Genomic DNA, 21,237 nt, shown 5'->3' on the forward strand with positions numbered 1-21,237 from the left:
ATAATGCGAGGCGCGGCTTGTTCAATCGGTTTGGATGTTAAAAACTCAATAGTGTGAAGGGTACGCTGCCATGACCGTTTATCTGTATTTTTCTCTCATTCCAGAAGCACTGATCGCCTCCAATCTCCCACCAGAAAAATTCGGGCAATATTACGCAACCGGTAGTGGATACAAGTCCAAGGGGCAGTGCATCTTCTTCGAAGTTGATCCCAACTACCGAAGTGATTATTTCGACATCAAGGCGGCCATTGAGCGCTGCGTTCCTGCGGCAGATGGAACGCCCAAGCATTCGGTCTATATTTCCGTTTATCGGGTACTGGAACATCTCCCGATCAGCGCTCTGGGCAAACTGTACCTGTCCACCGCCTACGGCCACACCCTAGGACTGGAACGTGGCGAACTGTCGGCAGAAAAAGAGTCGTGCCTGCATCTCTACCAGGATCTTGCGCCGGTCAACAGCCTGGTCGTCAGCAACCTGGCGCCGGTTTCCTTCTACGAGAGCGTCACCTCCAACCCGACAAAGTTCATTCGTTTCCCGGGACTCATTTTTGTCGAACTCGAACTAGATGAATTGGCGAAAGACCCTGAAAATGGCCAGGCCAACGACCTGCCCTACCCCTACATTCATCACTTGCGCGAAGCTTTGATGGTTCTGCAACCAAGAACCGACGAGAAGCCAAGCACCAAAGACAGCAAGATGGTGCATCGAGTGCACTCACTGGAATTCCCGTACCGCATGATCAAAAAGGGATTCTACGTAGGCAATGGTCCGGACATGGTGTTTTATCCCATGCTTAGCGCCCGCGATCTACGCGAAAACCACAACCAGTGGTGGCGCTCAGCGAACCTCTGAGCTTTGAGGTCGCTGTTGCACACTATCGACTACTCGATCAGCCGCGTCCGCCACGGAAAATCGCTCGTCACAATAGAAAAAGCGGACAATTCATGTGCTACAGAACCGGACAGTTCTAAAAACCCGCGACACACACGGCGCAAAAAATGCTTGCCTCGCCTAGGCCGGTTCTATACAATGCGGCCTCGTTGTTGCAGCACAGCAGTAGGCGCGTAGCTCAGCTGGTTAGAGCACCACCTTGACATGGTGGGGGTCGTTGGTTCGAGTCCAATCGCGCCTACCAACAAAAAATTAAAGCCAGGGCATGCCTCTGGCTTTATTGATTTCTGGGGTCGCATTATGCCGGTCATCACTTTGCCAGATGGTTCTCAACGGGAATTCGCGCAGCCGGTTACGGTTGCCGAAGTGGCGCAAAGCATCGGCGCCGGCCTAGCGCGGGCGGCACTGGCCGGCAGGGTCGACGGCCGCTTGGTCGACACCTCTTTCCTGATCGAAAATAATGCGCAACTTGGCATCATCACCGATAAGGATGGCGAGGGCCTTGAGATCATTCGCCACTCGACCGCTCATTTGCTGGCTTTCGCCGTCAAGGAGTTGTTCCCGGAGGCCCAGGTGACGATCGGGCCAGTTGTCGAAAACGGTTTTTATTACGACTTCGCCTACAAGCGCCCATTCACTCCGGAAGACCTCGCCGCCATTGAAAAACGCATGGGTGAACTGGCCAAGCAGGACCTCCCGATCACCCGCGAAGTCTGGAAACGCGATGACGCAACCGCTTTCTTCAAGTCAATCGGCGAACACTACAAGGCTGAACTGATCGCCGCCATTCCGGAAGGCCAGGAGGTTTCGCTTTATCGCGAAGGCGATTTCGTTGACCTCTGCCGTGGTCCGCACGCCCCGTCGACCGGCAAACTCAAAATATTTAAACTGATGAAGGTGGCCGGCGCCTACTGGCGCGGCGACCACCGCAACGAGCAGTTGCAACGCATCTACGGCACCGCCTGGGCCAAAAAGGAAGATCAGGACGTTTATCTGCACATGCTTGAAGAAGCCGAAAAACGCGACCACCGCCGGCTCGGCAAGCATCTTGATCTCTTCCACCTGCAGGATGAAGCGCCAGGCATGGTCTTCTGGCACCCCAAAGGCTGGGCGATGTGGCAGCAGATCGAGCAGTACATGCGCCGCGTTTATCAGGACAACGGCTATCAGGAAGTGAAATGTCCGCAGATTCTCGACCGTACCCTGTGGGAAAAGTCCGGTCACTGGGAGAACTACAAGGACAATATGTTCACCACGGAGTCGGAAAAACACGACTACGCGATCAAACCGATGAACTGTCCGGGCCACATCCAGATCTTCAACACCGGCTTGCGCAGTTACCGCGATCTGCCGCTGCGTTATGGCGAATTCGGCTCCTGCCATCGCAACGAGCCTTCCGGCGCCTTGCACGGCATCATGCGCGTGCGCGGCTTCACGCAGGATGACGGTCACATATTCTGCACCGAGGAACAGATACAGTCGGAAGTCACCGCCTTCAACGACCTGGTGCGCGATGTCTATGCCGATTTCGGTTTTCATGATGTCATTGTCAAGCTGGCGCTACGCCCGGAAAAGCGTGTCGGCTCAGATGAAGTCTGGGACAAGGCCGAGCGCGCACTGCGCGAAGCGCTCAGGGCATCCGGGCTGGATTGGGAAGAGTTGCCGGGCGAGGGCGCTTTTTACGGCCCGAAAATCGAGTTTCACATCAAGGACGCCATTGGCCGTTCCTGGCAATGCGGTACGGTTCAGGTCGACTTTTCGATGCCGCAGCGTCTGGGCGCCGAATATGTGGGCGTTGATAACGCCCGGCACACGCCGGTGATGCTGCACCGGGCGATCCTCGGTTCGCTTGAGCGTTTTATCGGCATTCTCATCGAAAACTGGTCGGGCGCCCTGCCCCTCTGGCTGGCGCCGGTGCAGGCGGTCATTCTCAACATCTCGGAAAAGCAGACCGAATATGCTGAACATGTTGCAAAAACGCTACGCAACGCGGGCCTGAGAGTCGAGTGCGATTTGCGCAATGAGAAAATTACCTATAAAATACGCGAACATAGCTTGAACAAGCTGCCTTACCAGATCGTTGTTGGTGATAAGGAAATGGCAGCTCATCTGGTTGCCGTGCGTACACGCGGTGCTCAGGATCTGGGGCAAATGACGCTCGAGGTGCTGATCAAGCGACTTCAGGATGAAGTCGTATCGCGAAGTGGCACGGCTTAATTTTTGTCAGGACAAGGAGCGGAACCATCGCACTGCAAAAGGCGCAACGCATAAACGAAGAGATCAACGCACCGGAAATCCGGTTGGTCGGTGAAGAGGGTGAGGCACTCGGCATCACGAGCGTCAGACAGGCTTTGCAACTGGCCGAAGAGGCCGGGGTTGATCTGGTTGAGATTGCACCGATGGCGCAACCTCCGGTTTGCCGGATCATGGACTACGGCAAATTCAAGTACCAGGAACAGAAGCGTCAGCATGAGCAGAAGCTCAAGCAGAAGCAGGTTCAGGTCAAGGAGGTCAAGTTCCGGCCCGGTACGGATGAAAACGACTACCAGATCAAGTTGCGTAACATGACGCGCTTTCTGCAGGAAGAGGACAAGGTCAAGGTTACTTTGCGCTTCCGTGGCCGCGAGATGGCGCACCAGGAAATCGGCATGCGCCAGATCGAGCGGATTAGAACCGATCTCCAGGAGTTTGCCGCCGTCGAGCAGATGCCCAAGATGGAAGGCCGCCAGATGGTGATGATTCTGACGCCGAACAAGAAAAAGTAGTTGGTAGTTGCAGCACCCACAAGTGGTGTCAGGTCAAAAGGACTCCCGCCGGGAGACACCTGCCGTCATGTTTATAACCAGGAGCATTCAATGCCCAAAATGAAGACCAAGAGTGGCGCCAAAAAGCGCTTCAAGGTCAGCGCGAGTGGCCGTATCAAGCGCGGACAGGCGTTCAAACGCCACATCCTGACCAAGAAAACCACCAAAGCCAAGCGTCAGTTGCGCGGTATGACCGGAGTGCATGACTCCGACAAGGCCATGGTTCGCGCCATGCTGCCTTACGCTTAAGGAGATTAAAGATGCCCCGAGTTAAACGTGGTGTAACGGCGCGCGCGCGCCACAAGAAAATCATTGCACTGGCCAAGGGTTACCGCGGTCGTCGCAAAAATGTATATCGCATCGCCAAACAGGCGGTGATGAAAGCCGGTCAGTACGCCTATCGTGACCGCCGGCAAAGGAAGCGCCAGTTCCGCACGCTGTGGATTGCCCGTATCAACGCGGCCGCCCGTGAACTTGGCCTAAAGTACAGCACCTTCATGAACGGCCTGAAGAAGGCTCAGATCGAAGTCGACCGCAAAGTGCTGGCTGATCTGGCCGTTTTCGACAAGCCGGCATTTGCCGCTCTGGCCACGCAGGCCAAAGCCCAGCTCGGCGTTTAACTGGACGAGTGTTAAAAAAGGGAGGCTCGCGCCTCCTTTTTTTTCGGTGAAATGTTAAAAATTCATGCAGAACCTTGATCAACTAGCACAAGACGCTGCTGCTGCGTTCGCAGCGACCGATGACCCCGATGCGCTTGAGCAAATCAAGGCGCGTTTTCTTGGCAAGAGCGGTCAGATTACCGACCTGCTCAAGGGAATGGCCAAGCTCTCGCCCGACGAACGCAAGGCAACCGGCGCCCTGATCAACCGCGCCAAGGAAGCCATCGAAGCCGCGCTCAACGCCCGCCGTGAAGCCATCCGCCACCGCGCCCTGGAAGCCCGTCTGGGCGAGGAATCGCTTGATGTCACCCTGCCCGGCCGCAGCGAGTCGCGCGGCGGTCTGCACCCGGTGACGCGCACCCTCGAACGCATCGAAGCACTGTTCCGCTCGATCGGCTTTGAAGTTGCCGACGGCCCGGAAATCGAGGCCGACTTCCAGAATTTCACGGCCTTGAACACGCCCGAAGACCACCCGGCACGTTCAATGCACGACACCTTCTATCTGCTCGATGACAACGGCAAGGTCGCGCAGGACATCCTGCTGCGCACGCACACCAGCCCGATCCAGGTGCGTTACATGCAGGAACACGTGGCGAAGTACGCCCACCTCGATACGATGCCGGAAATCCGCATCATCGCTCCGGGACGCGTCTATCGCGTCGACTCCGACGCGACCCACTCGCCGATGTTTCACCAGGTTGAAGGGCTGTGGATCGGCGAAAGCGTGAGCTTTGCCGACCTCAAGGGCGTCGTTGCCGATTTCCTGCGCCGTTTTTTCGAGAGCGACGACTTGCAGGTGCGCTTCCGCCCCTCCTTCTTCCCCTTTACCGAACCCTCGGCAGAAATCGATGTCGCGTTCATCAGCGGCCCGCTAAAGGGCCGCTGGCTGGAGATCGCCGGCTGCGGCATGGTGCATCCGAACGTGCTGCACCACGTCGGCATTGACCCGGAAAAATACATCGGTTTTGCTTTTGGCATGGGCCCGGATCGCCTGACTATGCTGCGTTACGGGGTCAATGACCTGCGCCTTTTCTTCGATGGCGACTTGCGCTTCCTGCGCCAGTTCGTCTGATGGATCACCCATGAAATTCTCTGAATCCTGGCTTCGCAGTTTTGTTAACCCGACGATTTCGGGCGACGCGTTCTCGCACCTTCTGACCATGGCCGGCCTCGAAGTCGAGGAAGAGGAAAGCGTCGCGCCGAGCTTCGACAAGGTCGTCGTCGCTCAGGTACTCGAAGTGGCCAAGCACCCGGACGCCGATCGCCTCAATGTCTGCCGCGTCGATACCGGCAGTGGCGCGCCGCAGCAGATCGTCTGCGGCGCGCCCAACGTCGCCGCCGGCCTCAAGGTGCCGTGCGCCCTGCCTGGCGCCATCTTGCCCGGCAATTTCACGATCAAGATCGCCAAGGTTCGCGGCGTCGAGTCCTCAGGGATGCTGTGCTCGGCCAAGGAACTGGGTATTGCCGAGGATGCTTCCGGCCTTCTCGTGCTACCCGCCGATGCCCCGGTTGGCGAGGATATTCGCGCCTTCCTTGATCTTGACGACCGTCTACTGACGCTCAAACTCACGCCGAATCGCGCCGACTGCCTGTCACTCTCGGGAGTGGCGCGTGAAGTCGCGGCGCTGACCAACACGCCAGTACGCTATCCCGTGGTTAAAGAAGCTCCGGTTGGCAGCACCAAGCAACGCCAGATCATCCTCGACGCCGGGCGAGCCTGTCCGCTCTATTGCGGCCGTGTGGTCACTGGCGTCGACGCCAAAGCCGCGACCCCTGACTGGATGAAGCGCCGCCTTGAGCGCAGCGGCATCCGCTCGATATCCGCGCTGGTCGACATCACCAACTACGTGATGCTCGAACTCGGTCAGCCGTTGCATGCCTTTGACAACAGCACGCTCGATGGCGCTATCCACGCCCGCATGGCACGTGCAGGCGAACAGATCCTGCTACTCAACGACCAGACGCTGGACCTCGAAGACGACGTTCTGCTCATCGCCGACGACAAGCGCCCGCTGGCAATGGCCGGAATCATGGGTGGCAAGGGCAGCGGCATCAGTCTCGATACGACCGAAATGTTCCTCGAATCGGCCTTTTTTGCACCCAAAGCCATTGCCGGTCGCGCCCGTCGTTACGGCTTCGTGTCCGACGCTTCGCACCGTTTTGAACGCGGCGTTGATTTTGGCGGTACGCGCGGCGCGCTCGAACGCGCCACCCGACTCATCCTTGAAATCTGCGGCGGACAAGCCGGTCCTCTGTGCGAAGCCACCGCCGCGCTGCCCGCAAGACATCACATACGCCTGCGTCCGGCGCGGGTGGCCAAGGTTCTCGGGGTTTGTTTTTCGCTTGAGCAAATCGGTGAATTGCTGGCCCGTCTCGATCTGGTCTTCAACCGTGACGGCGATGACCTGATGGTCACGCCGCCGAGCTATCGCTTCGATATCGAGATCGAAGAAGACCTGATTGAAGAAATCGCCCGCCTGTACGGCTACGACAATATCCCGGCCACCGCCCCGCGCGCCACGCTGTCCATGCTTCCACAGGGCGAGGATGCGCGCCCGCTGAGCCGGATTCGCCAGATCCTCGCCGATCGCGGATTCCAGGAAGTCGTCAACTTTGCCTTTGTCGAAGAGGCATGGGAATCGGACTTCATGGCCAATGCCGCGCCTATTCGCCTAGCCAACCCGATCGCCAGCCAGATGAGCGTGATGCGCTCGACCTTGATCGGCGGCCTGCTGGCCAACGTCGTCACCAATCTGAAGCGTAAACAGAATCGCGTCCGCGTTTTCGAGACCGGCCGCTGCTTCTTCCGCGACACCCCGGGGACGCCGGTCAACGGTTTCAAGCAACCGTGGAAACTTGCCGGTCTGGCCTACGGCAGCGCCCTTCCCGAACAGTGGGGAACCGTTTCGCGCACTGTCGATTTCTTCGACATCAAGGGCGAGGTCGAAACGCTGCTCGCGCCGGCAGTCGCCCGCTTTGAAAAGGCGACGCACCCTGCCCTGCATCCGGGGCGTAGCGCGCACGTCATGGTTGACGGGAAGAACATTGGCTTTGTCGGCGAACTACATCCGCAATGGCTGCACAAATACGATCTTCCACTGCCGCCGGTGCTCTTCGAACTTGACCTCAGCGCAGTGAAAATTTCAAAACTGCCGAACTATAACGAGGTTTCTCGCCAGCCACCGGCCATCCGCGACTTGGCCATTGTGGTTGATCAGGCACTCGAATTGCAGCACGTCCTTGATGGCATGACTGCCAATCGGCCAGCCATCATTCAGGACATACGACTATTCGATGTATACACCGGAAAAGGCATCACCCCAGGGGAAAAAAGTCTTGCATTCCGTATAGTTATGCAAGATACTCAAAAAACTTTGCAGGACGTGGAAGTCGATGCCGCAGTGCAACAATTGATCCATTATTTGCAGCAGACCTTCGCGGCTCAGCTTCGCGTCTGACAGGGGAAAAACATGACGCTTACCAAAGCAGAACTTGCAGATTTACTGTTTGAAAAAGTCGGCCTCAACAAACGCGAGGCCAAGGACATGGTCGAAGCCTTCTTCGAAGAGATCCGTAACGCGCTTGAGCGCGGCGACGGCGTAAAGCTCTCCGGATTTGGCAATTTCCAGTTGCGTGACAAGCCACAGCGTCCGGGACGCAATCCGAAAACCGGAGAGGAAATTCCGATCACCGCACGGCGTGTCGTGACTTTTCATGCCAGCCAGAAACTGAAGGGTGAAGTGGAGCTCTCCTACAATGGAACCCAGTCTTAAAGATACCGCCAAGGAGCCTTTGCCACCCATTCCGGCCAAGCGCTACTTCACCATCGGCGAGGTCAGCGAACTGTGTGGCGTCAAACCTCACGTCCTTCGCTATTGGGAACAGGAATTCACCCAGCTCAAGCCAGTCAAGCGTCGCGGCAACCGGCGCTATTACCAACATCATGAAGTGCTGCTAGTGCGTCGTATCCGTGAGCTACTCTACAGCCAGGGCTTTACCATCAGTGGCGCGCGTAATCGTCTGGACGACGCAATTGCCGATGCCAAGCCGTCAGCGCTAACCCCTGAGTTGCTGCGCGGCGAACTGCTAAACATCGCAGAAATGCTCCGAATCTGAGCCAAACCGGCAGCACATGAGTTATAATCCCGCGCTGTCGGGGCGTAGCGCAGCCTGGTAGCGCACTTGCATGGGGTGCAAGGGGTCGAGTGTTCGAATCACTTCGCCCCGACCAGTAATACCAAGGGACTCAGCCAATCACTGAGTCCTTTTTCTTTTGTGCAGCTAGCGTACTGAACTTCCCTCGGCTTTTTCGTCCAACCGCTCGGCAACGTGCGGTTACAGAACGCTTACACAAGCTCAACAGACGCCAAAGTGAGCTCCACCTAGACTCAAAAGCGCTTCATCTCGAAAACTCTTTCGATACCTTATTCCCCAACACATATTTCCTTCAGGGCTTTGTCAGGCATGCGAAACGAGCCCGTTGCTACCATTCCAGGAGCACAGGATGAAAAAGAAACTACACCAATACGTGGGACGAATTGTCCGCCTGAACAAACAGGTCTTTCAAGAGTTTAAGAATCGGGCCAGACGCAAAGGTGAGGCATTGGAAAACTGTTTCCTGGTCGCAGAGGTCAGTCGCGGGGTGCAAAAATTGATCTGCTATGGAGCAAACCTCCGAATCGTCGTCAACGTCTCAGACGTAGTCCTTATCTGAATTTCCGGCCCCCGCAATGATAGTGAGCACGACCTGAAGCGATCGGCCTTTGGCATTCGTGACATCACCCTGCCGGTTCGGCGACGTGATGGACAACTTTTATCTCCTTGGGTTAATCTTCAACCGCAGCCGCCGATAGGCGGGTGGGTTGTCGCCAATACAGGGAGAGCAATGTGACGCAAAACACGCAACTGGAAAAAGGTGCGCTGGGGCTAGCCGAATCGATCGTCATGGGGGTTGCCGGAACGGCGCCGGCCTTTAGCGTCGCAGCAACCACGGCAACACTGATCGCCGCCGTCGGCACGCTCTCTGCGGCCAGTTTGCTCTATTGCGGGTTGATCATGTTTGGCATCACCTTGTCCTTCATGCATCTGAACCGGGTGATCACCAATGCCGGGGCGTCCTATGCCTGGGTCGGACAGGTTTTTCATCCGGTACTGGGCTTCTTCGCCGGCTGGGCCTTGCTGGTCGCATCAGCGGTATTCATGGTGTCGGGTACCATCCCGGCGGCGACGGCCACCCTGATCCTGATCGACCCCAATCTGGCCACTGACCCGGACAAGGTGGCGCTGGTAGCTGCGGTTTGGCTAGTACTGGTCGGCGCGGTCATCGTCAAGGGTATCAAGCCCACCAGTTACACCCAGGTGCTGATGACCGGCATTGAGGTCGGCGTACTGGTGGTGGTGATCATCGCCGCCCTGATCCAGTTCGGCAAAAATCCAGTTCATGACTTCTCGTGGCGTTGGTTTTCCCCCGGCGAGTTCACGCCGACTTTGTTCGCCACCGGCGCCCTGACCGCGCTGTTTTTCTTTTGGGGCTGGGACGTAACCCTCAACCTGAACGAGGAGACCCGTGACGCCTCCAGTGCCCCAGGACGCGGCGCGGTGGCGGCGATGATCATCGTACTCCTGCTATTCATGACTTTCGCGCTGGCGGTGCTGTTTGTGCTGAGCGACGCCGAGGTCGAGCAGTCAAGCACCAACGTGGTTTTCGCACTGGCCGACAAGCTCTTTCCCCGGCCCTGGAGTTATCTGGCGGTGATCGCCGTCATGCTCAGCTCGGTCGGCACTCTGGAAACCTCGATTCTCCAATTCACCCGAACCATGTACGCCAAGGGGCGCGATGGCGCCCTGCACCCCCGCTACGCGATCCTGCACAAGTCCTGGCGCACGCCCTGGGTGGCTACCGCCGTGATCGTCGGCTTCGGCTTGGTGCTGCTCTTTTTCTCGTCGTACTTCCCGAGCATCAACCTGATCATCAAGGACTCGGTTAATGCCATTGGCTTTCAGGTGGCGTTTTATTACGGGCTGACCGGCTACGCCTGTGCCTGGCATTTCCGTGCCGAAGCCTGTCGCGGGCCTGTGCCTTTCTTGTTGTTATTATTGTGGCCTGCGTCGAGTGCCACCTTTCTGGTCTTCGTAGCCGGGTACAGCATCCCGACTTTCGACCTGGTTACCGTCCTGATCGGCATTGGCGGCATCGCCTTCGGGGTAGTTCCGATGGTGCTTAACCGCCTGCGCGGCTTCGCCTGAAGCGCCCCACTTACCACCCGCAACGCAAGACTTTTTCTGCCCAGAACAGCGCGCAGATAGTCTTGCCGTCGGTAATTTTTCCATCACGAATCGCCTGCAAGGCAGCGTCGAGGCTCAGGTTCAGTACGTCAAGAAACTCACCGTGATCGAGTTGCTGGCCTGATTCGCGTTGCAGTCCGCGCGCGAGAAATATCTCGATGCGCTCATTGGAATAGCCAATGCAGGGGTGCATCACGCCCAGGTAGCGCCACTCAGTCGCGCTATGCCCGGTCTCCTCGAGCAATTCGCGTGTAGCAGTCAGGAGAACCTCTTCACCCGGTTCGATCTTGCCAGCTGGCAGTTCAAGAAAGGCTTGCTGCAGTGGGTAGCGGAACTGCCTTTCGAAGATCAATTCGCCGCTATCGAGTAACGCAATGATGACCACCGCCCCTTGGTGAATGACGTACTCGCGGGTGCTTTCGTGCCCATCCGGCAGGCGCACACGGTCAAGGCGAACGTCGAGCAGTTTGCCGTGAAAGACCTGCGTGCTGTCAATTTCAATCTCATGCAGATGGACATGCTCATGCTGGTTTTTCATTCTCAGGCCCTGATGAAAACGCCCCGGCCAGCGGGGCGTTCAGCGCAACAAGGTGCGTAAATTACAGCGAACGCAACAGCGACACCGCGCACAGCGACATCAGCGTCTGCGGAAAGATCCCGAGCGCGGCGACTGCCAGACCGTTGACCGAGATCAGTATCTTGACGTCCATCGGCGCTTCGATACACGCGGCGTTGGCCGGCGGAGGTTCAAAGTACATGACCTTGACCACACGCAGGTAGTAATAGGCGCCGACCAGCGAGAAAAAGACGGCGGCGATGGCCAAGCACAGATTACCGGCGGCGACGACAGCCGTCAGCACCGAGAATTTGGCGAAGAAGCCAACAAAGAACGGCACACCGGCCATCGAAAACATCATCATCATCATCAGCGCGGCGAACCACGGGCTGCGTTTGTTCAGACCGGCGAAGTCGCTGATTTCGTCCGACTCGAAGCCGGCCCAGGCGAGCAGCAGGATCATGCCGAAGGTTCCGGCGCTGGTCAGCACATAGGTAATGACGTAGAACATCGACGAACTATAGGCGTTGAGCGCGTAGCTCGCATTGCCGCCGACGATGCCGGTGACGATACCAAGCAGCATGAAACCCATGTGCGAGATCGCCGAATAGGCAAGCATACGCTTGAGATTGGTTTGCGCAATGGCAGCAAAGTTGCCGACGGCCATCGACAGAACCGAGAGAATGAGTAGCATCGCCTGCCAGTCTTGCCAAGCCACGAATAGACCGCTGACCAGCATGCGAATGACGATGGCAAACGCAGCAAGCTTCGGCGCGCTGGCGATGAACAAGGTCACCGCCGTCGGAGCGCCATGATAGACGTCCGGAATCCACATGTGGAAGGGAACAACACCGAGCTTGAAGGCAATTCCGGAAACCAGGAAAACGATGCCAAAGCCGAGAATGGTCTTGTTGGCCTGGCCGCTGATCAGGCGCTCGGCAACGGCCGAGATCTCCAGCGTACCCGTCGCGCCGTAGATCATCGACATGCCGTAGAGCAGCAGGCCGGAGGCCAGCGCGCCAAGAACAAAGTATTTCATCGCCGCTTCGGTCGAGGCTACCGAATCGCGGTTAAGCGCGACCATGGCGTAGAGCGACAACGACAGCAACTCAATACCGATATAGACGGTCAGGAAGTGATTGGCCGAAATCATGACCATCATGCCCAGCGTCGCGAACAGGGTCAGCGTGTAAAACTCGCTCTTGGCCATCGCCGGACGCGCCTGAATGTAGCCGCGCGAATAGAAGAGAACGACGATCACGGTGAGGTAGAGCAGGAGTTTCAGCAGATCGCCCATCAGATCGCCGACGAACATATTGTTGAAGGTGTAGAGGATCTGCCCGGTACTCGTCAGCGCCGTGGCCACCGCTGCCCCGACCAGCGTCAGTTGCGTCAGCACGAAGGTCAGCGTGCGCTTCTTGTCCTTGACGAAGAGGTCAACGATCATGATCAGACAGGCCATCGCCAACATGAAAATCTCCGCACTGGCAAGGCGAAGATCAGGCGGTACAAATTGCATTTCGGCAAGCGTCATAGCGGATACCAATTATAGGATCTTGCTTACGGCGATGTGACGCAGCAGCTCAGTGACCGAACTGTGCATGACTTCAGTGAAAGGTAGCGGGTAGAGGCCCATGCCCAGCGCGCCAAGGGCGAGCAGCGCCAGGACCAGGAATTCGCGGGCATTGATGTCGGAAAGCTCGGCTACATGGTGATTGGCGACCGTGCCGAAGACCACGCGCTTGTACATCCAGAGCGTATAAGCAGCACCAACGATCATCGTCGTCGCCGCCGCGAAGGCGACCCAGAAGTTGAACTTGACCGCCGCCAGAATGACCATGAATTCACCGACGAAACCCGAGGTCGCCGGCAGGCCGGCGTTGGCCATGGCGAACAGCATGAAAAAGGCGGCGAACTTGGGCATGGTATTGACCACGCCGCCATAATCGATAATCTTGCGTGAATGAACACGGTCATACATCACACCAATGCAGTAGAACATGGCGCCAGCAATGAAGCCATGCGAGACCATCTGTACCAGCGCGCCTTCAAGGCCAAGTGCGCTGAACATGAAGAAGCCGAGCGTGACAAAGCCCATGTGCGCGATCGACGAGTAGGCGACCAGTTTTTTCATGTCTTCCTGAACCAGCGCAACCAAGCCGATATAGACGATGGCGATCAGCGATAGGCCAACGATCAACCCGGAAAGTTCGTGTGAGGCATCGGGCAGGATCGGAAGCGAAAAACGCAGGAAACCGTAGGCCCCGAGTTTCAGCGCGATCGCCGCCAGCACGATCGAGCCGCCGGTCGGCGCTTCGACGTGGGCATCCGGCAGCCAGGTATGCACCGGCCACATCGGCACCTTGACGGCGAAAGCGACAAGGAAGGCGAAGAATATCCACATCTGCGGAACCATCGCGATTGTCATCTTATGCCATAAGAGAATCGAGAAGCTGCCGCCCGACTGGATATAAAGATAGATCAGCGAAATCAGGAACAGCAGCGAGCCCATCAGCGTAAAGAGGAAAAACTTGAACGCGGCATGAACACGCCTCGGCCCGCCCCAGACACCGATGATCAGATAGAGCGGAATCAGCGATGCCTCGAAAAAGATGTAAAACAGCATGCCGTCGAGCGAGGTGAAAATGCCGTTGAGCAGGCCCGACATGATCAGGAAAGCGGCGTTGTACTGGGCAATCTTGGTGGTGATGACCTGCCATCCGGCGAGCACGACAATGACCGTGATGAAGCTGTTGAGTATCACGAATAGCATCGAAATGCCGTCGACGCCCAGGTTGTAATTGATGTTGTAGCCTGGAATCCACTCCGACAGCTCGACGAACTGCATGTCCGGCGTCGTCATGTCAAAACCGGTGTACAGCGGAATGGTGACCAGCAAGCCGGCAACCGAACCGAGCAGGGCGAGCATTCGCGCCAAGGGGGCATTGCGATCCGATCCGGTAGCCAGCACGAAAAAGCCAGCGACAATCGGAACCCAGATGGCGTAGGAGAGAAGCGGTGTACCTGACATATCGTTCCCAGTCTCTTAATACAGTTCAGGCGCGCAAGAGCCAGAATGAAAGCAGCGCGCAAACACCAAAGATCATTGTGAAGGCATAGTGGTAAATGTGTCCCGACTGGAAGAGGCGCACCATCATCGCGACCAGGCCAACCCCGCGCACAGTGCCACCAACGAACAGGCCGTCGATCACGCCTTCATCGCCACCCTTCCACAAACCCTTGCCGAGCAAGCGTGCACCACCGGCAAAGACCACCTCGTTGAACTTGTCGAAGTAGTATTTATTTTCGAGAACGGCATAGATCGGGCCGCATGCCGCCTTGATCGCCACCGGGATCGTCGGACGCTTCAGGTAGAAGAACCACGACAAGGCGACGCCGGAAAAAGCCAGCCAGAACACCGGCGAACTGAGAGCGTGGATGGTCATGGCAAAAGCGCCGTGGAATTCATGCGCCAGTTCCTCCATCACCGGATGCGCTTCGGCGTTGATGAAAATAGCATCCTTGAAGAAATTGCCGTAAAGCATCGGCTCAATGGTCAGGTAACCGATCATCACCGACGGAATGGCCAGCAGAACGAGCGGCAGGGTTACGACCCACGGGGTTTCGTGCGGTTTTTGACCCGGCGCAAGGCCGTGATGATGATCGGGCGAGACTTCTTCCTCGTCAAGGTCACCATCGGCATGATCCTCATGCGCCTTGCCGAAACGCTCCTCGCCATGGAAGACCAGGAAATACATGCGGAATGAATAGAAGGCGGTGATGAAGACGCCGGCCATCACCGCAAAGTAGGCGAACCCGGAACCGGCGATGTGCGACAGCGAGACCGCTTCGATGATCGAGTCTTTTGAGTAGAACCCGGCGAAGAAGGGAGTTCCGATCAGCGCCAGTGAGCCGATCAGCGAGGTCAACCAGGTAATCGGCATGTATTTACGCAGGCCGCCCATGTTGCGGATGTCCTGGTCATGGTGCATGCCGATGATCACCGAGCCGGCGCCGAGGAACAGCAGCGCTTTGAAGAAGGCGTGGGTCATCAGGTGGAAAATCGCCACCGAATAGGCCGAGACGCCCAGTGCAACAGTCATGTAGCCGAGTTGCGAGAGTGTCGAGTAGGCCACCACGCGCTTGATGTCGTTCTGGATGATGCCGAGAAAACCCATGAACAGCGCGGTGATCGAGCCGATGATGATGACGAAGGAGAGTGCCGTATCGGACAGTTCGAACAGCGGCGACATGCGCGCGACCATGAAGATACCGGCGGTGACCATGGTCGCCGCGTGGATCAGCGCGGAAATCGGCGTCGGGCCTTCCATCGAATCAGGCAGCCAGACATGCAGCGGAACCTGTGCCGACTTGCCCATGGCGCCGATGAACAGCAGAATGCAGGTGGCGCTCATCAGCGAAACGGTTCCCCCCGCGCAGCCGGCGTAGAGCGTGATCGTTGCATCGGCCAGCGACGGGGCATTGTCAAACACCGTCTTGTAGTCAAGCGATCCGAAGTTGGCTAGCACCAGGCCGATACCGAGGATGAAACCGAAGTCACCGACCCGGTTGACCAGAAAAGCCTTCATGTTGGCGAGGATCGCCGTCGGCCGGGTGTACCAGAAGCCGATCAGCAGGTAGGAAACCAGGCCGACGGCTTCCCAGCCGAAGAACAGCTGCATGAAGTTGTTACTCATCACCAGCATCAGCATAGAGAAGGTGAACAAGGCGATGTAGCTGAAAAAGCGGTTATAGCCCGGGTCGTCCTGCATATAACCGATGGTATAGATATGCACCATCAACGAGACGAAGGTGACGACCAGCATCATGGTGACCGTCAGTTGATCAATCAGGAAACCGACTTCAAAGGTGTAGTCACCCGAACTCAGCCACTGGTATACCGGGCCGTTAAAGGTGTGCCCGGCACGCACACTGAGGAAGATGAACAGCGACGCGACAAAGGCAATCGCCACGCCTGAAATGGCGGCGGTGTGCGCCATCCAGCGCGGGATCACGCGGCAGAAAAGGCCGGCGATAGCCGCCCCAACCAAGGGGGCCAGGGGAACCAGAAGGTAGAGCGAATGCATATCCATGTTCAACCCTTCAGGCTGTCCAGATCATCCACGTGGATGGTCTTCAAGTTACGGAAGAGCACGACGAGAATCGCCAGACCAATCGCCGATTCGGCAGCAGCAACGGTCAGAATGAAGAAGACGAAAACCTGTCCAGCCAAATCCTGCATGTAATGCGAAAAAGCGATGAAGTTCATGTTCACCGCAAGCAGCATCAGCTCAATCGACATCAAAATGATGATCAGATTCTTCCGGTTAAGGAAAATTCCGACGATGCTGATCGCAAAAAGAATCGCGCCTAGTATCAAAAAATGGGACAGTGTAAGCAAGATGCCTCCCTGGTTCTTTCTGCAAATGCAGCGACAGGCGCCGCCACGTCGTGTTCTTAATATTCACAATCCACTGATTTTAGTCACGCTGCTCGGCAGGCATTTTCAGTACGCGTACGCGGTCTTTCGCCTTGACAAACACCTGCTGTCCCGGACTGACCGATTTGGTCTTGCGCTTGCCACGAAGGGTCAGCGCCGCTGCCGCGACAATGCCGACCAGCAGGATAACCGAGGCCAGTTCGAATGGATAAACGTAGTCGGTAAATAACAGACGGCCAACCGCCTTGACATTGCTGTAACCCGACTCAGCCTGCGGGACGTTGCTCTCGAACAGATCGTAATAGCTGCCGCCAAGCACCAGGCTCATTTCGGCAAGCATTAACAATGCGATGATTGAGCCCAAGGGCAGGTAACTCCAGAAGCCTTCGCGCAGACGATCGATGTTGATATCGAGCATCATGACGACGAACAGAAACAAAACCATCACCGCACCGACGTAGACGAGCACCAGTGCAATAGCGAGAAACTCAGCCTGCAACAGGATCCACACGCCGCTCGCACTGAAAAAAGCAAGAATGAGATGCAGTGCCGCATGAACTGGATTGCGCAAGGTTACAACCCGCAAACTGGCGTACACCAAAATGGTGGAAAGAAAATAAAAAACGAAGGTCTTGAATTCCATCGTGTCGGCGCCTGTTAGCGGTATTTCGCGTCAAGTTGGCGATCTTCGGCGATCTCATTTTCATAACGATCGCCGTTGGCCAGCAACATCGGCTTGGTAAAGTAAAGATCGCCACGCTTTTCACCGTGGTACTCGAAAACCCGGGTCTCGACGATCGCATCAACGGGACAGGCTTCTTCACAAAAGCCGCAGAAGATGCACTTGCTCAGATCAATGTCGTAGCGCGTCGTGCGCCGCGAACCGTCATCGCGTTCAGCGGATTCGATGACGATGGCCAGCGCTGGGCAAACGGCCTCACAGAGCTTGCAGGCAATGCAGCGTTCCTCGCCATTCGGATAGCGACGCAAGGCATGCAAGCCGCGAAACCGGAAGCTCTGTGGCGTCTTTTCCTCGGGATACTGAACGGTGATCTTGCGCGCGAACATATAACGTCCGGTCACCGACATTCCCTTGAACAGCTCCCTGAGCAGGAGGCTGTTGAAAACATTCTTCATCGAACCCATGACTAGCCTCTCACTTCCAGATGTTCCACGGCGACATCATCCAGCAACCGACAATGACCAGCCAGACCAGACAAAGAGGGATGAAAACCTTCCAGCCCAGCCGCATAATCTGGTCGTAGCGATAACGCGGGAAAGTAGCGCGAATCCAGAAGAAGAAAAATACGAATGCGGCTATTTTTGCGAACAACCAGAAAATGCTGTCCGGCAAAAATCTCACCGGCGACAGCCAGCCACCGAGAAACAGCAGCGAAATCAATGTCGAGCACATCAGCATGGCTGAGTATTCCGCCAACTGGAAGACGGCAAAGGCCATCCCCGAATATTCGACGTGGTAGCCGACGATTTCGGATTCGCCTTCGGCCATATCAAACGGTGCGCGATTGGTTTCAGCGACGCAGGAAACCACGTAAACCCCGAACATCGGCAACAGCGACAACCAGTTCCACGACAGGAAGGAGAGGCCCATCTCGGCAAAGCGACCCTGGCCCTGGCTTTTGACGATGTCGCCGAGATTGAGACTGTTTGAAACCATCAGCACGACAACCAGCGCCAGGCCCATTGCAACTTCATATGAAATGAGCTGCGCAGCAGAACGCATGCCACCGAGAAACGCATACTTGGAATTGGACGCCCAACCGGCAAGCATGATTCCGTAAACCCCGATCGAGGTTACGCCCATGACATAGAGCAGGCTGGCATTGACGTTGGCGACAACCAGCACATCGTTGAACGGGATAACGGCCCAGGCGACCAGCGCCGGGGCAAAGGCAAAGACCGGCGCCAGCAGGAAGACCGACTTGTCGGCGCCGGCCGGTATCACGACCTCCTTGAGCATCAGCTTCAGACCATCGGCAATCGGCTGAATCAGCCCCCACGGACCGACGCGATTCGGACCAATGCGCACCTGCATCCAGCCGATAACCTTGCGCTCCCAGAAGGTCACGTAGGCGACAACCAAAAGCAGCGGGGCAATGATCAGCATGACCTTGATCACCGTCCACACGACAGTCAGGATATCCGGCCAGAGTGCGCCAAAGAAATTGTGACCCAATTGCATCAGCGCATTGAAATACGGAATCAGGAAACCCGGCAACAGTTGCTGCAGCGTCTCGACCATCATGCACGCTCCACGTTAATCGCACCGAACATGTCACCGAGCGTTGCCGTCGATGCGTGTGCTGCCGCAACGCGGACACAAGCAGGCGGTACGGACTCATCTGCCCTGGCGGTCAGCAATGCTTCAGCCTGCCCCTGCCTGACGCGAACCTGGGCACCATCGGTGATACCCGTCTGCGCCAGGGTTGCCGCGCACATGCGCGCGGTCGGTGCCGCGGCGTCTCGCGTCTGCTGCAGCGCGTCGCTGTGCCGCACCAACGGATCGGCAAAGTAAATCGGCACTTCGGCAATGCGCTGCAGGCCGGCAGTCACAGCGCCAAGTGAAAACGACAGACCGTTGATGCCGTTATCTAGACCGTCGACAAAGAGACTATCCGGGGCAAGTATTTCGTCACGGACCTGTTCGCTGGAATCGTAATCAAATCCGTCAATGGCCAGGACATTACCCAACACACGCAGCACCTTCCAGCCCGGACGGGCGTCACCAAGCGGGCGCGCCACACCGTTGAAACTTTGTACCCGACCTTCGCAGTTGACGAAGCTTCCCGAGGTTTCGGTGAAGGGCGTTGTCGGCAACAGCACGTCAGCATAATCAAGCGCGGCATTGGGCTTGAATGGCGTCAGCATGACGACGAGCGCGGCCTGTTTGAGCGCGGCCACGGCCTGTTGCGGGTTATAGCAATCCAGTTCAGGTTCGACGCCAAGCAGGACATAGGCTTGGCGCGGCTGAGCGAACATTTCGTAGGCGTTGAGCGCTGTCGGCAAGGCCTTGGCGACATAGCCGCCGACGCTGTTTGCCGCTTCGCCGATGAAGCCGAAACTGGCGCCGGTCAGCCTGGCCAGTTCTGCTGCCAAAGCATGCAACTGGGCAGCCTGTGCGCTTTGCTCGGCAACGTTGCCGAGGAAGATGGCGCGTTGTTCGCCAGCCAGCAAGCTCTGTGCGATCAACTGGCTTGTTGCACAAGGCTCAATTGATTCCAGGCCGGCCGGAAGCGCTGTATTCGTCAACTGCGCCGCGGCTTTGACGACAGCGGCCAGGGCCCGCGTCAACTCCTCTGGTGAAACCGTAAGCTGGGCATGCAGACTGATCAACGGATCATCGCCAGTGACCGAGATCAGGCTGACCTTGCCCGATTTCCTGGCCAACTGGCGCAGGCGCTGGGCAAACAGCGGATGATCCTTGCGCAGGAAACTGCCAACCACTAGCGCGGCGTCAAGCTGCCCAATCTGCGCGAGCTTGAGCCCTAGCCAGGGTGTTCCGGCCAACTTGCCATCAGCCGAAAAATCGCGGCGACGCGGACGAAAATCAACACTGCCTGAGCCCAGACCGCGAGTCAGTTTCTGCAGCAGGTGAAGTTCTTCAAGGGTGGAGTGCGCTGAACCCAGCGCAGCGATGGCTTCGCCACCGTGCGTTTTGGTAATGTCCTTGAGTGCATGCGCAACGTAGTCCAGCGCGACATTCCAGTCGACTTCACGCAGTGCGCCGTCAACCCGGATCATCGGCTTTTGCAGACGCTCGGCTGAATTGAGTCCTGCGTAGGAAAAGCGGTCCTTGTCAGATATCCAGCACTCGTTGATTTCTTCATTCTCGCGCGGCAGAACGCGCATAACACGATTGTCCTTGACCTGCACAGTCAGGTTCGAACCAAGGCTGTCGTGCGGGCTGATCGACTTGCGCCGCGACAGCTCCCAACTGCGTGCGGAATAACGGAAGGGCTTGGAGGTGAGCGCGCCGACCGGACACAGATCGATCATATTGCCGGAAAGCTCGGAGTCGACCGTGCGCCCAACAAAGGTTTGAATCTCCGAATGCATATTGCGGTTGGCCATGCCGAGTTCCATGACGCCGGCAATTTCCTGGCCAAAACGAACACAGCGCGTGCAATGGATGCAACGCGACATTTCCTGCATCGAAACCAGCGGGCCAACGTCCTTGTGGAAAACCACGCGTTTGGCTTCTTGGTAGCGCGACGCGCTGCCGCCGTAACCGACCGCCAGATCCTGCAACTGACACTCACCCCCCTGGTCGCAGATCGGGCAATCAAGTGGGTGGTTGATTAGCAGAAACTCCATAACGCCCTTCTGGGCGGTGACGGCAAGCTCGGAATGGGTAAACACCTTCATGCCGCTAGTGACCGGCGTCGCACACGCGGGCATCGGCTTGGGCGCTTTTTCGACCTGCACCAGACACATCCGGCAGTTGGCGGCAATCGAGAGTTTCTTGTGATAACAGAAATGAGGAATGTACGCGCCAACGAGTTGGGCGGCATCCATGATAGTGCTGCCTGCTGGCACCTGCGCCTGTTTTCCGTCGATTTCAATGTCTAGCATATCGCCGC

At 57.2% G+C, this 21,237-nt stretch carries 20 protein-coding genes and 2 tRNA genes; 13 read left to right on the forward strand and 9 right to left on the reverse strand.

Annotated features, from left to right (window positions below):
- Positions 1-70 precede the first annotated feature (70 nt).
- From Q1J43_RS12560 to Q1J43_RS12620, 13 genes are all read left to right on the forward strand, one after another.
- The gene (locus Q1J43_RS12560) at positions 71-853 is read left to right on the forward strand and encodes a hypothetical protein (protein WP_301102841.1); all 783 of its coding nucleotides are present in this window, start codon (positions 71-73) and stop codon (positions 851-853) included.
- Between the two features lie 206 nt (positions 854-1,059).
- Positions 1,060-1,136 (forward strand) — tRNA-Val (locus tag Q1J43_RS12565).
- 56 nt (positions 1,137-1,192) lie between these two features.
- Entirely contained in the window at positions 1,193-3,109 is a 1,917-nt protein-coding gene (thrS, locus tag Q1J43_RS12570) for a threonine--tRNA ligase (RefSeq protein ID WP_301102842.1), read from the forward strand.
- A gap of 26 nt (positions 3,110-3,135) precedes the next feature.
- Positions 3,136-3,657 (forward strand): translation initiation factor IF-3, encoded by a 522-nt coding sequence (gene infC, locus Q1J43_RS12575; protein ID WP_301102870.1) that lies wholly within the window; start codon positions 3,136-3,138, stop codon positions 3,655-3,657.
- A 90-nt stretch (positions 3,658-3,747) separates the two neighbouring features.
- Positions 3,748-3,945 (forward strand): 50S ribosomal protein L35, encoded by a 198-nt coding sequence (gene rpmI, locus Q1J43_RS12580; protein ID WP_294248717.1) that lies wholly within the window; start codon positions 3,748-3,750, stop codon positions 3,943-3,945.
- 11 nt (positions 3,946-3,956) lie between these two features.
- On the forward strand, positions 3,957-4,316 hold the full coding sequence (rplT, locus tag Q1J43_RS12585) for a 50S ribosomal protein L20 (RefSeq protein ID WP_301102843.1): 360 nt from the start codon (positions 3,957-3,959) through the stop codon (positions 4,314-4,316).
- Between the two features lie 64 nt (positions 4,317-4,380).
- Positions 4,381-5,427, forward strand: a complete 1,047-nt coding sequence (gene pheS / locus Q1J43_RS12590) for a phenylalanine--tRNA ligase subunit alpha (protein ID WP_301102844.1) — start codon at positions 4,381-4,383, stop codon at positions 5,425-5,427.
- Between the two features lie 10 nt (positions 5,428-5,437).
- A complete protein-coding gene (pheT, locus tag Q1J43_RS12595; RefSeq protein WP_301102845.1) occupies positions 5,438-7,813 on the forward strand; it encodes a phenylalanine--tRNA ligase subunit beta in 2,376 nt (791 codons plus the stop codon).
- 12 nt (positions 7,814-7,825) lie between these two features.
- Positions 7,826-8,128, forward strand: a complete 303-nt coding sequence (locus Q1J43_RS12600) for an integration host factor subunit alpha (RefSeq protein ID WP_301102846.1) — start codon at positions 7,826-7,828, stop codon at positions 8,126-8,128.
- Positions 8,112-8,471 (forward strand): MerR family transcriptional regulator, encoded by a 360-nt coding sequence (locus tag Q1J43_RS12605; protein ID WP_301102847.1) that lies wholly within the window; start codon positions 8,112-8,114, stop codon positions 8,469-8,471. Before Q1J43_RS12600 ends, Q1J43_RS12605 begins: the two co-directional genes overlap by 17 nt.
- 38 nt (positions 8,472-8,509) lie before the next feature.
- Positions 8,510-8,586: transfer RNA gene (locus tag Q1J43_RS12610), tRNA-Pro, on the forward strand.
- 273 nt (positions 8,587-8,859) lie between these two features.
- Positions 8,860-9,069, forward strand: a complete 210-nt coding sequence (locus Q1J43_RS12615; protein ID WP_301102848.1) for a hypothetical protein — start codon at positions 8,860-8,862, stop codon at positions 9,067-9,069.
- A 173-nt stretch (positions 9,070-9,242) separates the two neighbouring features.
- A complete protein-coding gene (locus tag Q1J43_RS12620) occupies positions 9,243-10,601 on the forward strand; it encodes an APC family permease (RefSeq protein WP_301102849.1) in 1,359 nt (452 codons plus the stop codon).
- A 10-nt stretch (positions 10,602-10,611) separates the two neighbouring features.
- Here the strand turns inward: Q1J43_RS12620 and Q1J43_RS12625 are convergent, their stop codons facing one another.
- The 9 genes from Q1J43_RS12625 to nuoG form a co-directional block, all read right to left on the reverse strand.
- Positions 10,612-11,178, reverse strand: coding sequence for an NUDIX hydrolase (locus tag Q1J43_RS12625; protein ID WP_301102850.1), 567 nt, complete (start codon positions 11,176-11,178; stop codon positions 10,612-10,614).
- 61 nt (positions 11,179-11,239) lie between these two features.
- Positions 11,240-12,715: an NADH-quinone oxidoreductase subunit NuoN gene (gene nuoN, locus Q1J43_RS12630; protein WP_301102871.1), complete on the reverse strand. Its 1,476-nt coding sequence runs from the start codon at positions 12,713-12,715 to the stop codon at positions 11,240-11,242.
- Positions 12,716-12,742: 27 nt separating this feature from the next.
- Positions 12,743-14,227 carry an NADH-quinone oxidoreductase subunit M gene (locus Q1J43_RS12635; protein ID WP_301102851.1) on the reverse strand — a complete coding sequence of 495 codons (1,485 nt, stop codon included), beginning with the start codon at positions 14,225-14,227 and terminating at the stop codon, positions 12,743-12,745.
- A gap of 25 nt (positions 14,228-14,252) precedes the next feature.
- Positions 14,253-16,289 carry an NADH-quinone oxidoreductase subunit L gene (gene nuoL / locus Q1J43_RS12640; RefSeq protein ID WP_301102852.1) on the reverse strand — a complete coding sequence of 679 codons (2,037 nt, stop codon included), beginning with the start codon at positions 16,287-16,289 and terminating at the stop codon, positions 14,253-14,255.
- A gap of 2 nt (positions 16,290-16,291) precedes the next feature.
- Positions 16,292-16,600, reverse strand: a complete 309-nt coding sequence (nuoK, locus tag Q1J43_RS12645) for an NADH-quinone oxidoreductase subunit NuoK (protein WP_301102872.1) — start codon at positions 16,598-16,600, stop codon at positions 16,292-16,294.
- A gap of 76 nt (positions 16,601-16,676) precedes the next feature.
- Entirely contained in the window at positions 16,677-17,279 is a 603-nt protein-coding gene (locus Q1J43_RS12650; RefSeq protein WP_301102853.1) for an NADH-quinone oxidoreductase subunit J, read from the reverse strand.
- 14 nt (positions 17,280-17,293) lie between these two features.
- Positions 17,294-17,782 (reverse strand): NADH-quinone oxidoreductase subunit NuoI, encoded by a 489-nt coding sequence (gene nuoI, locus Q1J43_RS12655; RefSeq protein WP_301102854.1) that lies wholly within the window; start codon positions 17,780-17,782, stop codon positions 17,294-17,296.
- Positions 17,783-17,792: 10 nt separating this feature from the next.
- Entirely contained in the window at positions 17,793-18,839 is a 1,047-nt protein-coding gene (nuoH, locus tag Q1J43_RS12660; protein ID WP_301102873.1) for an NADH-quinone oxidoreductase subunit NuoH, read from the reverse strand.
- A 59-nt stretch (positions 18,840-18,898) separates the two neighbouring features.
- Positions 18,899-21,229, reverse strand: a complete 2,331-nt coding sequence (gene nuoG / locus Q1J43_RS12665; RefSeq protein WP_301102855.1) for an NADH-quinone oxidoreductase subunit NuoG — start codon at positions 21,227-21,229, stop codon at positions 18,899-18,901.
- Positions 21,230-21,237: the final 8 nt, after the last annotated feature.

This window comes from Propionivibrio sp., from assembly GCF_029255185.1.
Taxonomy (GTDB): Bacteria; Pseudomonadota; Gammaproteobacteria; order Burkholderiales; family Rhodocyclaceae; genus Propionivibrio.